We start from the raw sequence: 14,313 nt of genomic DNA, 5'->3' as shown, positions 1-14,313 counted from the left end.
TTCCCTTTTTTCAGTTGGCCGCGCTCGTCCCAACCGACGGCCCGACATTGACTGTCATGTTCGTCGCCGGCGCGGACGTGCTTGGCGGAAGTTTGTATTTCTGGACGACGCCGACGGAGCGTGCGCCGTCGCCCTCGATCTTCGTATTGTTGGAAGCTGGGTTGTACGGATCGACCGTCTGCAGCAGTTGATTGGTCTTCTGCGAGTCGCCGGCAGCCAGCGTCATCGTGTCGTAATTGTTCAGGTAATCGGCCGCACAGCCCGCGAGCAGGCCGGTGCCGAGAAGAACGAGCAGGAGCTTACTTCTTGACATAGAGCAGCTTGTCCTTCGATTTCACATCCAGCATGTGGCCATAGGGGCCGGTGACACCGTCGCCATGCTCATACATGCGGATCATGTCCTTGTTGACTTCGAGCTGGCCGAGCAGCATGAACTCTGGGTCGTTGGCCGGCTTCGTCTTGTCGAAAGGCGTCGCTAGTTGCTCGCCGGGCTTCACCGGTCGCACCAGATGCGGCGTCACGATGACGACAAGCTCGGTCTCTTCCTTCTGCGTGCTCGAATTGTGGAACAGCGCCCCGACGATCGGCACCTGGCCGAGCCATGGCACCTGGTCTTGCTGCTTGGTGTTTTTGCTTGAAAGCAGGCCACCCACGGCAAAGCTTTGGCCGTCACGGAGGTCGACCACGGTCGATAGTTTGCGATTGGTGAAGATCGGATCGCCGGCGCTGGTGAAGCCGGTCAGATCGCTGACTTCCGGCGCCAGCTTGATGTGAATCTTACCGTCGTCCAGCACCACTGGCGTGAAGTTCAGATTGACGCCGAACTGTTTGAACACGATCTCGACTTCACCTTGGGAATTGACGCTGCGCACTGGCACTTCGCCGCCGGCGTTGAAACTGGCCGTCTCACCGGAAACCGTAGTGAGATTCGGTTCGGCCAGCGTACGAACGACGCCCTTTGACTCAAGCGCCTCGATGATTAGGTCGACCTTGATGTTGCTGTCGATGATGCGGGTGATGAGCGCCGCGAACGGGTTGGTATTGGAGAGAAGGCCGCTGACCAGGTCGCCCGCGCCCAGCTCGGCTCCGTCCTTATCCACCGTGCCGATACCTGTCCCCACTCTTGTGGTGCCGCGGCTATTCGTACTCTTGAATGAGACGCCAAGATCGCGGCCCGCATTGCGCTTGGCCTCCAGGATGCGCACCGACAGATTGACCTGCTCGCTGTCGTCAATGGTAACGGCGTTGATGATGGAGTCAGGCCCGTATTGCTGCGTGACTTCCACGATGGATGCCAGCGTCGCGGCGTCCTTGACATGGCCGCTCAGGCGAACCTTGCCGTTGATCGAACCGATCTCGATGCGGGCCTTCGGCGCCACCTGACGAATGGCTACGGCCATGTCGCTGACGTCCTGGCCGACCTCGATCTGGATGGCGCCGAGCGAGCGCTTGTCCTCGGAAAACAGGTTGACGGTGGTAGTGCCGACTGTTTTGCCGATGATGTAGAGCGTCTTGTCGGTCATCGGCTGCGCGTCGGCGATCTTCTCGTCGCCGACCACGATGTCACCCAAAGTGGCGTTCACCTGGATCGTGGCGGATTGCGATACCGGCACGAACACGCGATGCAGCGACGGACGCGACACGTCGATGAACCGGTCTGCTGCCCTGGCCGGGTGGCCAAGCACCGCCGGTATGACCAAGAAGGATAGTGCGACCGCCACTATCCTAACCCAAGATCCCTGCATTCCCCGTCTCCCCGTTTGCTGCCTGTGGCAGCCCGCCGCGCCGACCCTCGTCAGTCTTGTCGCGGCACTTCGTATGATTCCAGCTTGACGCCGCGAAACACGCCGATTGTCGCGAGCTTGGGCGGTTCAGGCTGGACGTATTTGACCACTTCTTTCACCGGTTGCTGAGGCGCGGCTGTCACGACTGTAACCGGCTTTGTCTTGCTGATCTGGTCGATCTGGCTGCCGACCCGCTCCACCGCCTTGGCCAGTCCGTCGATCTTCTCGTCGGCCTGCTTGCGTGCGGCTTCATCGGCTTTCTGCTTGTCCAACTCGGCCTGGCGCTTGGCGACATCATCCGGCGTGTCGCCGGTCAGATCCGCCAAGGTTACTCTCTCATTCGTCTCACCCTTGCTGCCGGCAGCCTGGCGTAACGCCAGTGACAGTTGGCCGGCTCCCGCGGCCAAGGTGAGTTTCTGGGCATCCTTGGTGCTGACTTCGACCGTGACGGCTTTCACGACTTGCGGGGCATCCTTGCTTTCATCGGCGACCTGGTCGACGGCAAGCACCTTCACGCCCTGCAGCAACACGTCGACGAAGCTTCTATCAGCGCCGTCGTCGCCGCGAACGTTCCGGGTCAGAAGCACGTCGACCCTGTCGCCTGGAAAGACAAATCCCGCGACGCCGAGCACGTCGTTGACGCGGATGGAAACTGCTTTCATGCCCTCGGCAAGCACCGCCGACAGCGTGGCCCGCTGGCCTGGGCCGGTGATCTTGGCGGCAAGGACAGGCTCGTTGGCGCTGATCGATTGCAGCGCCTGGCGCGCGCCTTCGCCGGCCATCGCTTCCTTGACGGTCTTGAACGCGCCTGCGGGCACGGCTCCCGCCGGCCAGGCAATTTCGCGTAATTTGTCGACGCTCAGCGCGTCGCCGAATTTCAAGGGGACCGCCGCGACCACGACGGTGCTTGCCTGAATGCCATTGGACTGCGCCAGGGCATTGCGCTGGCCAGCAAGCCAGATATTGACGAGCACAACCGCCAGGACGCCGAATATACCGGCGAGCACGATCATAATCAGTGTATTAGCGCGCATTTACCCCAAGCCCCATTCAAGCAAACCCACCTATCGCAGACAGGCGCCACCCAGCCCGAGATTGCTTTACTGTATTAAGTCGACCAGGCCCGAAGGTCGCCTCCGGGCCTGGTCAGTTTCTGGATCAGCACCCGGTCACGTTCGCATCGCCGGTCTTGAGATTGGTGCAGAGCGTGGTCCACTGATCTTTCACGTAAATACCAACGCCAATGATGATCGCGATCACAGCTGCCGTGATGATGCCGATCAGAATGGAGTATTCGACCATGGCAGCGCCGTTATCGTCGTCACGGAACTGCCGGGCCAAGGCCATGAGCTTCTTCATGCCAATTTCTCCCTTGGGATCCAATTTCGACCAGGCCCGAAGGTCGTTTCCGGGCCTGGTCAATTTCTGGATCAGCAGCCGGTCACCTTCGCATCCGCAGTCTTCAGATTGGTGCACAGCGTAGTCCACTGATCTTTGACATAGATACCAACGCCGATGATGATCGCGATCACCGCCGCGGTAATGATACCGATCAGAATCGAATATTCGACCATAGCAGCGCCGTTGTCGTCGTCGCGGAACTGCCGGGCCAAGGTCATGAGCTTCTTCATGCCAATTTCTCCCTTTGGAGGTTTGAACCCGACGAGACAGAGCCAAGGAATGTACCCCATACCCAAGCATCCCCCGTCACGTTCAATCCTAGGTCGTGCGAAAAAGCAGTGTCAAACGGATTAACGGAAGCTTAACCTTTCAATACTCGATTTGAAATCATTTCAATTGCGACAAGCGCTTGATTCGCCTCATTTTTCAAGTCATTTTAACCATTCATTCACAATTCCGCCGTGGTAGGGCCTCATTGCACGAATATTAGAAATTGTACATAATTCGTTATATCTAATGGCTTAGCAGACTTAGGTGCATCCATTGCGACAAAGGTCTTAGGACCTTAGTCTGTATAAGGGGCGTAAGCCAGAAGCAGTTATACGGTGGTTTGACCGCATTCTTAACTATGACGCAAGTAATACGTGGACTTTGGCTTGCGGGCGGCTTGTGCCTCTCGTGGTTAACGCTTAGTTTCCGTTTGGGGGAAATTAAAAAGGGGCGGGCGGCATGTTGGGTCGCTTCATCAAAGGGCCGGGTGAGCAACGGGCGCCGCAGGTGGCACCCGTGGTTGCGGCGGCGAACGGAACAACTGCCGTCACTACGGCTGATGCCGAACCGCAAGCTCTCGACTTCCTCACCTTGAAGGTCGAGCTGCATCGCCATCTCATCGATCGCTTCAATCTGGCGGCGCTGGAAACCGCGTCGAAGGACGAGATCCTGGACGAGATCCGACCGATCGTGCGCGAGTTCGTCCGGAGCCGTAACGTGCCCTTGAATGCCCGCGAGCTCGATCAACTGACCAGCGACACGGCCGACGAGATGCTGGGTCTCGGGCCGATCGAACCGCTGCTCAAGGACGATTCGATCGCCGATATCATGATCAATACCCATGAGCGCGTCTTTATAGAACGCCGCGGTACGATCGAGGAAACTTCGATCCGCTTCCGCGACGAGGCGCATCTGCTGCGTATCATCAACAAGATCGTCTCTGCCATTGGTCGCCGCGTCGATGAATCAGCGCCGATGGCTGATGCGCGCCTAGCCGACGGGTCGCGCGTCAACATCGCGGTACGGCCGGTCTCGGTCGATGGTCCACTGGTCTCGATCCGCAAATTCTCGAAGAATCCTTATTCGCTGGAACGCCTGATGGCGTTCAATTCGATCCGCCAGCCGATGATCGACATGCTGCGGATCGCTGTGCAGGCGCGTAAGTCGATCCTGGTTTCGGGCGGCACCGGCAGCGGCAAGACGACGCTGCTCAACGCGTTGTCGAGCTACATCCCGTCGAAGGAGCGCCTTGTCACCATTGAGGACGCAGCGGAACTGCAGCTGCAGCAGCCGCATGTCGGCCGGCTGGAGACGCGCCCGCCCAATGTCGAGGGCAAGGGCGAGATCCGGCAGCGCGAACTGGTCAAGAATGCCCTGCGCATGCGGCCCGACCGCATCATCGTCGGCGAGGTGCGCGGCGAGGAAGCCTTCGACATGCTTCAGGCTATGAACACCGGCCACGAAGGCTCGATGACCACCATCCACGCCAACACGCCGCGCGACGCCATCTCCCGTATGGAACAGATGGTGGGCATGGCCGGGCTGCCGATGACGCATGAATCGATCCGGGCGCAGATCGCTTCGGCCATCGACATCATCGTGCAGACGCAGCGCCTCTCCGATGGCGGACGGCGCGTCGTCTCCATCTCGGAGATCACCGGCATGGAAGGCAACATCGTGCAGCTGCAGGAAATCTATCATTATGTCAGGCGTGACGTCGCCGCCGATGGCACCATTATCGGCGATTTTCGCGCCACCGGCGTTCGCCCGCGCTTCGCCCCCGAGGCCGCCACGCTCGGCCTTCACTTTGCCAAGGACGCCTTCAATCCGCAGGTGGCGCTGTAATGCTGACGGGACAGGCACTACTCTATTTCATCTATGTGGTTGCGGCCGCCTCAGTCATCCTAGCCGGCGAGGCCTTCTATCTTTCACTGGCCAGCCGGCGTTCGCGTCGGGTCGCGGTCAATCATCGACTCCGCCTTATCGCCAATGACGCGCCGGCAGAGCAAACATTGCAAAGCCTGTTGCGCGAACGTGGACTGACCGACTCGGGAGACTTCATCTCCGGTTTTGTTTGGTTAAATCGGCTGTACACCCAGTCCGGTGTTACCGGAAACCCGTTGACTTTCGTCGCATCGTTTCTTCTGGCTGGCCTAGCGCTGGCGTTGCTGCCTTGGTTTTTCCTGCATGTTGGAGCGCCAGTAGCTTTCATTATCTTTCTCGTGGTGGGCCTTGCCCTGCCGCTTCTTGTTTTGCGCCGGGCACGTACCAAACGGATTCAGAAATTCGCCAAACAATTGCCCGACGCTCTCGACATGATCGTTCGTTCGCTGCGCGCAGGTCATCCTGCTTCCGTCGCGATAGGTCTTGTGGCGCGTGAGATACCTGACCCACTTGGCACGGAATTCGGCATTGTCGCCGACGAGATCACCTTCGGACTCAGCATGGAGCAGGCGGTCCGGAAATTGTCGGAGCGTGTCGGCTTCGAAGGCCTGCACCTGCTGGCCGTGTCGCTCGCTATCCAAGCCAAGACGGGAGGCAACCTCACCGAGATTCTTGCAAACCTTTCATCCGTGTTGCGCGAAAGGCAGAAGCTCAGACTGAAGATCAGGGCGCTTTCGGCCGAGGGTCGCGCGTCGGCATGGCTCATCTCACTGTTTCCTGTCGTCATGTTTCTGATCCTGATCCTCGTTGCGCCTTCCTACTATGGCCAAGTCTGGGGCAGTCCGTTGATCCTGCCTGTGTTCCTGGCGTTTGGGACTTGGGCGCTGCTCGGCGACTACATCATGTATCGCATGGTCACTTTCGATTTTTAGGAGCGACCATGAGCCTGCTTTCGAATACAGACGACCTGACCTTTCTCGTCTCTCTCGCGGTCTTCGCCGCCGCAGGAGCTCTGTTCCTGTTCGGTGCGCTGGTATTCCTGCCGGCGATGCAGACGCGCAAGTTGGTGACGGATAGCCTTGTCGGCGACGGGCAAGTAGATCGCCGATCAATCCTAGGACAAGACAGTCTCGCCAAGGCCGCGGCGCAAAAGCCGATCGAAGCCTATTTCAAATCGATGGAGAAGGAGCGCAACGAGCCTGACGCCCTCGAGGCCAAGCTCTTTCGAGCGGGCTTTTATCACTCCAGCGCGCCTCTCATCTACACGCTTTGCCGGCTGGGCGTCGTCGCCATAGGCTTTCTGGCTATTTATGGCCTCCTGTCGAGGATATTGCCGCCATCTCTGCCAGGATTCATTGCCCTCGCCGCGTCGTCGCTCTTCGGACTGGCCTGCATCGTTATTCCCAGCATCATGCTTGATCGTTTCGAGAAGGCGCAAAAGCAGGTCTATCGCCGCGCCTTCCCAGACTTCATGGACATGATGATCACCTGCGCCGATGCCGGCATGAGCCTCGAGGCGGCGGTCGAGCGCGTGAGCCAGGAGATGGCAAGCACCCATAAATGGCTGGGCATCCAGCTCTCGATTATGAATCTGCAATTGCGTGCAGGGAAGCCGCTTCGCGACGCCTTGCGCGAGCTGGCGGACCGTATCGGACTTGATGAAGCCAAGGCATTGGCGGTGCTGTTCCGGCAATCGGAAGAACTCGGCACCAGCCTCACCGACGCCTTGCGCGTCTATAGCGCCGAGATGCGCGGCCAAAGAATTTTGTCTGCGGAAGAGCGCGCCAATGCACTGCCGGTCAAAATGATGATCCCGCTGGGCCTCTGCATTTTCCCTGTCGTGATGATGGTCATCATGCTGCCGGTGCTTATTCGCATGAAGGGCATTTTCTTCTGAATCGTCGTATGCTTATCTTCTAAAATAGAATCGGAGAGCATGTTGGGGCATATAGTGAAAAGGCCGATACGCCTCGCCGCCGCGGCAATGCTGCTGGCGGCTCTTGCCGGTTGTCAGTCGACCGATGGCAACAGCACCGGCGTCGTGCGTACTAATGAGCCGGCCAAAGGCGATTACACCGCCTTCGGCGACGCCTTCGACGGCCTGAAGACGGTGAGCGACGTCGACTACTACGCCTCCGATCAGGCGGTCACCGAGGCCAAGACGCAGTTCCGTTCCGAAAATTACGGCAATGCCGGCGCGTTGTTCTACAAAGCGACAAGGCTTGCGCCGAATGACGGTGTCGCCTGGCTGGGTCTCGCCGCGTCCTGCGACCGCATCCGTCGTTTCGATCTGGCCGACATGGCCTACCGGCGAGCCTACCGGTTGCTCGGCGCGACGCCGGAATATTACAACAATGTCGGCTATTCCTATTTGCTGCGCGGAAAGCTGCAGGACGCTCGCAGCAACTTCCTTAAGGCCTATGAACTGGCGCCGAACGATCCGACCGTGGCCAACAATCTGAAGCTGCTGTCGTCAAGCGTGCAGAACATCGAACGGTAGGACAAGCCATGTTGCTGACCGCTTCGCTTGTCTTCCAGGGGCTGGCAATCCTATTGCTTGGGCGGATTGCCTGGACAGATTTCACCACGCAGAGAATATCCAACTATCACGTGCTACTGCTCCTCTGTCTCGGCCTTGGAACTTTGCAATTCCAATCATTGCAAAGTCATTCATGGCTGGAGATGGGCATGAGCGCGTTTGGCGGCGTTGCGCTGTTCATTGCTCTTTTTCCGTTCTGGCTTTTGCGCAAGGTCGGCGCCGGCGATGTCAAGCTGATGAGCGTCACGCCGTTTCTGGTTGGCGGAAGCAATCTAGCTGTGTTTTCCGTGTTGCTGCTGATTTTCGCGATTGCCACAGCGGCGGTGATCAAGAATCCCTTTGTGCTGCCGGCAGGCATATTCCGTCAATATGTGCAGCACATGGACCAGGATGGCGTCGTGCCGTTCGGTGTGCCGATTTCGGCGGCCACCATCTGCGCGATAGCGTTCCAAATGTATCACGCCCTTGTGGTGGCAACCAGCTCGGGAATTCTGGAGCAGCTAAATTGATCGTTGGGGCGGGTTCAGGTTTTTCGTCGCAGCGATTTGAGGTGAACGTGGGGGAGTTGAGGGAACACGAGTGAAGAGCGTCGGCGACTACATCATCGCCCGCTTTGATGCGTGGTGCAGACTGGCAAGCGACCCCAGTTTTTACTTCGTGGCCGCTTTTCTGCTCATCGTCTTGGGATGCGATGTTGTTCGCAAAGGTTGGCGTCGGTCCTTGTCGCGACGCGCCATCGAAAGCGTAGCGGCGACTTTAGCGATCTTCCACATAAATATCTTGCTGGTTCCTGGAGTTTGGCTGCTTTCGGATTACGCAAAGCAAGCCTATGACCTGCTTGGCATACCGAGCATCCCGGGCAGCGTTTGGGCCGGCCGTCCCACATGGCTGCTTAGCTTCTTCGGTATTCTGGCTGCAGACTTCGCCAATTACTGGAACCACCGCCTCATGCATATGAAGTGGCTGTGGCCCGTGCACGCGATTCACCACTCCGACCCGGTCGTCAACGGTTTGACCACATACCGTGTCCACGCGCTGGAGAATCTCGTGATGTTGGTTTCTTACACCCTTTTGCTGAGCTGGATCAGATTGCCGCGTGACGCGATCGGCTATGGCGCCTTAATCGTCCTGTTCCACAACATTTATGTCCACATCGATGTCGATTGGGGACACGGCCCGTTGCGATTGCTTATCGCATCGCCTCGCTTTCATCGCTGGCACCATGCCGATGTGCCGGCTGCCTACGGCAAGAACCTGGCCAACGTTTTCCCATTCTTCGACTGGATATTCGGCACCTATAGGGTGCCTGGCACTTGCAACGTCCCCCTGGGTGCTACTGGCGTTCCGCGCAACGACGTTTTGAAATTGACGCTTTGGCCTTTGATTGAGTGGTCCAGGCTCGCGATCCGCTTGCTTCCAACGGTACGGCGCCAAGTCGTTGATGATCGAGGGGATATTCCGGCCGAATAGGCGTCAACCCACGGTTGGGTGCCGCAAGAGTGTGCCCGGGACCCGCCCCCTCAAAACCCCGACGTCGACTTCTCCACCAGTTTCAACCGCCCCTTCTCCACCCTGAAAAACGGCATCGACCTTTGGCTCGAGCCGTCGGCGCGGAAGCGGAAGAGGCCGGTCGAGCCGCGGAAGCCGGTCGTGTTCTCCAACACCTGCTTGCTGAAGCCGTCCGGGCCGGCCGAACTCGCTATGCCCGCGCTCAGCGCCACCATGTCGTAGGCATAGGCCACGTTGACGTCTGGCTGGTAGTTGTAGGTCGCCTTGAAGCGGTCGGCGATCGGCCCGGTCTCGCCCTCGTCGAGCGTCGCGATATAGGCGCCTTCGTAGAGCGGATCCATCGGCCGCTCGAGCCAGCGGTCGGTGCCGATCAGCGTCACCGTCTTGCCGGGAATGCCTTTTGCCTTCAGCGCGGCGAGCACGGCGATAGGGCTGCCGTCGCGGCAGGCGACGACCACGGCGTCGGGCGCCTCGACCAGCGAGCCCATGTCGGACACCACCTTGGCGCCGCCATCCGTCGCCGAATAGGGCAGCGTCACGGCAAGCGTGGCGCCATAGATGCTGAGCGCGTTGGCGACACGGGATTCGATGGGGCTCGAATCCGCGCCCGAAGGCACCAGCAGCACGAATTTCCTGGCGCCCTTGCTCGCGATCGCCGCCGCGCCCGCCGCAGCGCTGTCGGCTTCGCTAAGCCGCACGGAATAGACGCCGGGGCCGCCGGCGAAATTGTCGGCCAGCGCCAGCACCGGCGGCCGCTTCGAGCCGGAGAGCTTGGCAAGGTGCTGCGCCGCCGCGAGCTCGGACGGCCCGATGACGACCTTTGCGGTGCCCGACGTGATCGCCTTCACCGCGAGATCCTTGGCGTAGCCGCTGTCGCCGCGAGTATCCTCGATCGTCAGCGTCAAAAGCTTGTCGCCGAGATCGGCCATCGCCAGCCGCGCGCCGTCATACATTTTCCGGCCGTTCTCGCCCGTGCTGCCGGGGGCCGAAAGCGGCAGCAGCATGGCCACCTTGGTCGGTCCCGCGCCGAGCGTCAGCTGGGCCTTGGCGGCGGCCGCCGAGGTCGGACCGCCCGAGGTCGCGCTGGCCAAGGTTTGACCGCTTGCCTGCTGGGCGGGTGCCGCCGGAGTGCCAGCCTGGCCCGCGGGTGCCGCGATCGCCGATGGATCGAGCACATCCGACGCGCCGCTCTTGGACTGGCATCCGCATAGCGCCGCGACGAGCCCGAGAGCGATCGCCCCCAATGCATGTCGCCCAAAAGTGGTCCCGGTTTTGGGGAGACGACATGCATCTGACAAAGACCTGAAGCGCGCCGCAACGATCCGCTTCGGCGCGGCGCGCTTCAGGTCCGGATCGTGCCGCTCAACTTTCATGATGCTTCCACCCATGTGCCGCCAGGTATTTGCCCCGGTCTGTCTTCAACCGACCTTACCGTCTTGCTTGCTTGGCCGTCCCGTGATTCCTGCGTCATGGTTTAGCCATCGAAGAGCCGCGCTCTCAGCGCCTGGATCGCGCTTGCTTGCGCCGGGCTGCGATACTCGGCGCATTTCATGTAGCGCGGCCCGGGCACGAACGATCGGCGCACGCAGACGCGTTTCTCCTGGCCGGTGACGGCGCCATCCATGGAAGCGCCGGAGAAGCCGGTCGTCGAGACGTCGGAGGATCCGATCGTCGCCACCGGCAGCGGTCCGGCCACATCGAGGCCTTCCCGCGCCAGGATCGCGCGTGCGCGCTGGCAGTAGTCGACCGAGCGAGACCGAGAAGCGGGTCTCCCCGTGCCCGGCCCGGTATTTCATCACAGTGGTGCAAAGATCGCCCGCGGCGAGCCTGTTTGCCTGCGCCAGATATTTGATGCCGAGCGCGATGTTGGTGGCGGGCTCGCCAAGCTCGTCGAGCGAACCGCGAAAGCCGAGCATCCGCGCCGTTGCCGGCATGACCTGCATAAGGCCGACTTCGCCGTCGGCGCCGCGCACGGCGGGATCGAACCCGCTTTCGATCTCCATCACCGCATGCGCCAGCACCGGCTCGAGGCCGTAGAGCGACGCCTGGCACGTGGCGAATGCCATGAATGTCTCGCGGGTCCGCTCCGGCGCCGCGTCGCAGTGCGCTGGCCGCGCCCCCGGCGGCTGCGGCCGTTCAAGCCAGTTGGCGTGGACAGATGTTTGACCGAGACCAAGCAAGGCGACCGCTAAAGCAATTCCAGGAAAAGTGCGTAGCGGTTTTCCGTTCGGAATTGCGTCAAAACAAGGAGATAGATCGCTTCGCCGTTTCCGTGAAACGGCGAAGCGGCCAAGCGTGATCGCCTTCGGCAATTTTCTGTCGGCCACCATCGCAGCCAGCCGGCGTCCGTTTGCCCGTCATCTCAGTGCATGTACTCGACCATGCGGTCGTGGAAGCACTCGCATTTGTTGAGCGTGTCTTCGTCCTTGTAGTTCGTCTTGAGGTAGCCATAGGCCATGCCGCAGGCGACCTTGGCTTCCGAAGCCCAGACGAAGGCGGGACGCGACGAGTTGATCCATTCCGGGCTATTGGCGACGGCGACGGATTCGTCCATCAGCTTCACCACATGGTCCTTGAGCTCGACCATGTTGTCGGTCAGCACCAGGTCCGAGGTGCCGACGGTGCGGCAATAATTCACCGCCGGCTCGCCGATGATGTCGGCGGCGAAGCCCGTCGACCCGGCCACGAGCAGCGCCGTGGCCGAAGCCAGCAACCTTGCGGAATGTTTCATGTAAGCCCCTCTTCGAATTGCGAATTCATGGTTCGCTAATGCATAGCATGGAAGCGTGGTGACGCATAAGCGCTAAATCGTGGCGGTGTGCTGTTGATGGTTCGCGTCGTCATAGAGAATGTTGATCGTGCCGGTCGTGGCCGGTCCATTCTGCAGTACGGCGACATCCACGAAATTGGCGGCATTGCCCGTACCGTCCGTGTCAACGCTCAGCGTCTTGGTGCCGGTGTCGTAATGCACATAGTCCGCGATGTTGCCGGCGGCGGCTTTGTCGAACAACGCGGTCAGGTCGATCTGGTCACCCTCGGCTTTGTTGTAGTCGGTGATGATGTCCTTGATGTTCAACTCGAGGTGATCGAGCTTGAACGTATCCGCGCCGGTGCCGCCCGTAAGCTGGTCGGCCCCCGCGCCGCCGATGAGGAGGTCGTTGCCGACCCCGCCGAGGAGAAGGTCGTTGCCGGCGCCGCCGATCAGCGTGTCATTGCCGGCATTGCCGTTGATCGTGTCGTTGCCGACGCCGCCGTACAGCGCATTGGCGGAGCCGTCGCCATTTAGAATGTCATCGTAGTTGGACCCGATGATGTTGGGCAGGGCCAATGTCGACGTGTAGGTGTGGGAAGCGCCCACGAGATCGGTCGAATGATCCTGAGTTCCGGTCCCGGTCAGTGTGATGCCGATCGAACTTGCAGCCGTATCACCGTCTCCGTCTACAATCTGGACCGGCAGGCCGAAACTGACAGGATCGCTCGATTGAACGGCCGTACCAAAGTCACCGATCTTGAACGTGTCGCCAGACAGATAGTGGTACTCGATGCTGTTGAAGCCATTCGCGGTCGTGACCGCAATCGTGGTTCCGACAGCGTGAGCGCCACTTGTTCCATAAACGCCGTCGACCGCAACTGTTCCATCGGCATTGAACGTGACGGTGTATAGATGCCCGCCGACTGTGTGACTGCCGCTCGATGTGAATGTGAAGGTTTCGGTGCCAAAGCCGACGATGACTTGAGTGATCGCGTCCAGCGACCTGTCGGCGGGAGTGGTTTCCCCAACGAGGTTGTTGTTCGTGTCGTGGTCGTCGTAGGCCAACAACTGGATTTTCGATCCGTTCGTCGCCGTGAACACGGCCGACGAGCCATTGGTGTTGTAGTGTTGGTCGAACAGGTAGCCCGAGCCTGACCCGTTCCTCAAATCCGTAACAAAGTCGACACGGAACGTTTCCCCCGACCCGACAGAGGCACCATCGGCGACACCGCCTGCGACCGAACTGGTGTTGACCGAACCACCGATTGCTGTCAGCAGAAGGTCGGAACTGTTGTTGTTGATCGGATTGGAGACGGAATCTCCTGCCGGAACGAAACCTGTCCAATCGTTGTTGCCGCCGACGAATGAATAGCCATTTCCGCTGAAATCGACGTTAGTAAAGCTGTCGACCGTGCCATTCATGTCAACGGAATATTGCACATTCTGGGGGTCGAGCGTGACCGTGAACACACTTGCGCCGTTGGCCGTTCCCGTCAGGATATGGCCGTCCCCCGACACCGTGTAGATAATGTGCACACCGCCCGAGGTCAGGCCGCTATCGGTGTTGTTGAGGGACGCATCGAATCTGACCGTGCCCGGGCCGTCCGCCCCATAGTTGTTGGACAGGGTTTGATCGGCATCGAGGTTGAATGTAACCAGATTGCCTGCGCCATTGGCCAGCAAAGCATAGTCCGGCGAGACTACTATCGGCACGTCGTCGACAATCTCAATGGTGATCGCAGCCGACGCGTTGGCGCCGGCCTTGTCGGTAACCGTTAGCCCGAAGACGTCGGTTTCCGTAACGTTGGGCACATCGGTGGTTGCGGACGTCAGGTCATAGACGTAGGTCGCAACCCCGGTTGACGCATTGTAACTCGTGATCGTGAGTGTGCCGTGATCGCCATTGATTACATTGTTGTTGCCCAGGTTGGCGATGAGGATGGTCGTGCCCTTGATGGTGACGGATGCAACGTCGCTCAGGCCGTCCGGATCGGAAATCTTGAATGTGCCGCCAACCTCGATGGTAGTCGGACCGACCTTGGAGCCTGCCGGCAGGCCGGCTTCGTACACCACATCGTTGGCGCCACCAGGATTACCGGTGTCCCCGGTGATCGTCGGCACATCGTTGGTGCCGTGGATGACGACGCTGACCTGCTGGTCGTCCCAGGCGCCCT

Annotated in this window: 14 protein-coding genes and 1 pseudogene; 6 read left to right on the top strand and 9 right to left on the bottom strand. The window is 60.0% G+C overall.

Annotated elements, in window-relative coordinates; genetic code table 11:
* Positions 1 to 10: 10 nt before the first annotated feature.
* The 5 genes from FJ957_RS25610 to FJ957_RS25590 form a co-directional block, all read right to left on the bottom strand.
* Entirely contained in the window at positions 11 to 313 is a 303-nt protein-coding gene (locus FJ957_RS25610; RefSeq protein WP_140835584.1) for a hypothetical protein, read from the bottom strand.
* Positions 300 to 1,721: a type II and III secretion system protein family protein gene (locus FJ957_RS25605; protein ID WP_246685961.1), complete on the bottom strand. Its 1,422-nt coding sequence runs from the start codon at positions 1,719 to 1,721 to the stop codon at positions 300 to 302. Before FJ957_RS25605 ends, FJ957_RS25610 begins: the two co-directional genes overlap by 14 nt.
* A 74-nt stretch (positions 1,722 to 1,795) precedes the next feature.
* Positions 1,796 to 2,818, bottom strand: coding sequence for a Flp pilus assembly protein CpaB (gene cpaB, locus FJ957_RS25600; RefSeq protein ID WP_140835582.1), 1,023 nt, complete (start codon positions 2,816 to 2,818; stop codon positions 1,796 to 1,798).
* Between the two features lie 124 nt (positions 2,819 to 2,942).
* Positions 2,943 to 3,143 carry a Flp family type IVb pilin gene (locus FJ957_RS25595; protein WP_140835581.1) on the bottom strand — a complete coding sequence of 67 codons (201 nt, stop codon included), beginning with the start codon at positions 3,141 to 3,143 and terminating at the stop codon, positions 2,943 to 2,945.
* A 71-nt stretch (positions 3,144 to 3,214) separates the two neighbouring features.
* Positions 3,215 to 3,415, bottom strand: a complete 201-nt coding sequence (locus FJ957_RS25590; RefSeq protein ID WP_140835580.1) for a Flp family type IVb pilin — start codon at positions 3,413 to 3,415, stop codon at positions 3,215 to 3,217.
* 499 nt (positions 3,416 to 3,914) lie between these two features.
* Here FJ957_RS25590 and FJ957_RS25585 point away from each other — a divergent pair, with 499 nt between their 5' ends.
* The 6 genes from FJ957_RS25585 to FJ957_RS25560 all read left to right on the top strand — a co-directional run bounded on the left by FJ957_RS25585 (position 3,915) and on the right by FJ957_RS25560 (position 9,348).
* Positions 3,915 to 5,300: a CpaF family protein gene (locus FJ957_RS25585; protein ID WP_140835579.1), complete on the top strand. Its 1,386-nt coding sequence runs from the start codon at positions 3,915 to 3,917 to the stop codon at positions 5,298 to 5,300.
* Positions 5,300 to 6,271, top strand: coding sequence for a type II secretion system F family protein (locus FJ957_RS25580; RefSeq protein ID WP_140835578.1), 972 nt, complete (start codon positions 5,300 to 5,302; stop codon positions 6,269 to 6,271). The genes FJ957_RS25585 and FJ957_RS25580 overlap by 1 nt, the downstream gene beginning before the upstream one ends.
* Positions 6,272 to 6,285: 14 nt before the next feature.
* Entirely contained in the window at positions 6,286 to 7,236 is a 951-nt protein-coding gene (locus tag FJ957_RS25575; protein ID WP_140835746.1) for a type II secretion system F family protein, read from the top strand.
* Between the two features lie 54 nt (positions 7,237 to 7,290).
* Positions 7,291 to 7,839, top strand: coding sequence for a tetratricopeptide repeat protein (locus FJ957_RS25570; protein ID WP_140835577.1), 549 nt, complete (start codon positions 7,291 to 7,293; stop codon positions 7,837 to 7,839).
* Positions 7,840 to 7,847: 8 nt separating this feature from the next.
* Positions 7,848 to 8,387 carry a prepilin peptidase gene (locus tag FJ957_RS25565; RefSeq protein WP_140835576.1) on the top strand — a complete coding sequence of 180 codons (540 nt, stop codon included), beginning with the start codon at positions 7,848 to 7,850 and terminating at the stop codon, positions 8,385 to 8,387.
* 70 nt (positions 8,388 to 8,457) lie between these two features.
* Positions 8,458 to 9,348: a sterol desaturase family protein gene (locus FJ957_RS25560; RefSeq protein WP_140835575.1), complete on the top strand. Its 891-nt coding sequence runs from the start codon at positions 8,458 to 8,460 to the stop codon at positions 9,346 to 9,348.
* Positions 9,349 to 9,398: 50 nt separating this feature from the next.
* Here FJ957_RS25560 and FJ957_RS25555 read toward each other — a convergent pair whose 3' ends face one another.
* The 4 genes and pseudogenes from FJ957_RS25555 to FJ957_RS25540 form a co-directional block, all read right to left on the bottom strand.
* Complete coding sequence (locus FJ957_RS25555; RefSeq protein ID WP_140835574.1) at positions 9,399 to 10,631, bottom strand: penicillin-binding protein activator; 1,233 nt, start codon at positions 10,629 to 10,631, stop codon at positions 9,399 to 9,401.
* Positions 10,632 to 10,861: 230 nt separating this feature from the next.
* A pseudogene (locus FJ957_RS25550) lies at positions 10,862 to 11,420 on the bottom strand (lytic transglycosylase domain-containing protein); the annotation flags it as partial.
* A 329-nt stretch (positions 11,421 to 11,749) separates the two neighbouring features.
* Complete coding sequence (locus FJ957_RS25545) at positions 11,750 to 12,118, bottom strand: hypothetical protein (RefSeq protein WP_140835573.1); 369 nt, start codon at positions 12,116 to 12,118, stop codon at positions 11,750 to 11,752.
* Positions 12,119 to 12,190: 72 nt separating this feature from the next.
* The coding region (locus FJ957_RS25540) for a type I secretion C-terminal target domain-containing protein (protein WP_140835572.1) at positions 12,191 to 14,313 on the bottom strand (2,123 nt) is incomplete at its 5' end.

The organism is Mesorhizobium sp. B2-4-6 (assembly GCF_006442775.1).
GTDB lineage: Bacteria > Pseudomonadota > Alphaproteobacteria > Rhizobiales > Rhizobiaceae > Mesorhizobium.
The sequence above is the reverse complement of the archived record's forward strand: the minus strand, read 5'-3'. Positions and strand labels throughout refer to the sequence as shown.

Excerpts from the sequence above, each read along its gene's own strand:
- FJ957_RS25610 (WP_140835584.1), bottom strand. The coding sequence starts at position 313 with ATGTCAAGAAGTAAGCTCCTGCTCGTTCTTCTCGGCACCGGCCTGCTC.
- cpaB (WP_140835582.1), bottom strand. The coding sequence starts at position 2,818 with ATGCGCGCTAATACACTGATTATGATCGTGCTCGCCGGTATATTCGGC.
- FJ957_RS25595 (WP_140835581.1), bottom strand. The coding sequence starts at position 3,143 with ATGAAGAAGCTCATGGCCTTGGCCCGGCAGTTCCGTGACGACGATAAC.
- FJ957_RS25590 (WP_140835580.1), bottom strand. The coding sequence starts at position 3,415 with ATGAAGAAGCTCATGACCTTGGCCCGGCAGTTCCGCGACGACGACAAC.
- FJ957_RS25585 (WP_140835579.1), top strand. The coding sequence starts at position 3,915 with ATGTTGGGTCGCTTCATCAAAGGGCCGGGTGAGCAACGGGCGCCGCAG.
- FJ957_RS25580 (WP_140835578.1), top strand. The coding sequence starts at position 5,300 with ATGCTGACGGGACAGGCACTACTCTATTTCATCTATGTGGTTGCGGCC.
- FJ957_RS25565 (WP_140835576.1), top strand. The coding sequence starts at position 7,848 with ATGTTGCTGACCGCTTCGCTTGTCTTCCAGGGGCTGGCAATCCTATTG.
- FJ957_RS25545 (WP_140835573.1), bottom strand. The coding sequence starts at position 12,118 with ATGAAACATTCCGCAAGGTTGCTGGCTTCGGCCACGGCGCTGCTCGTG.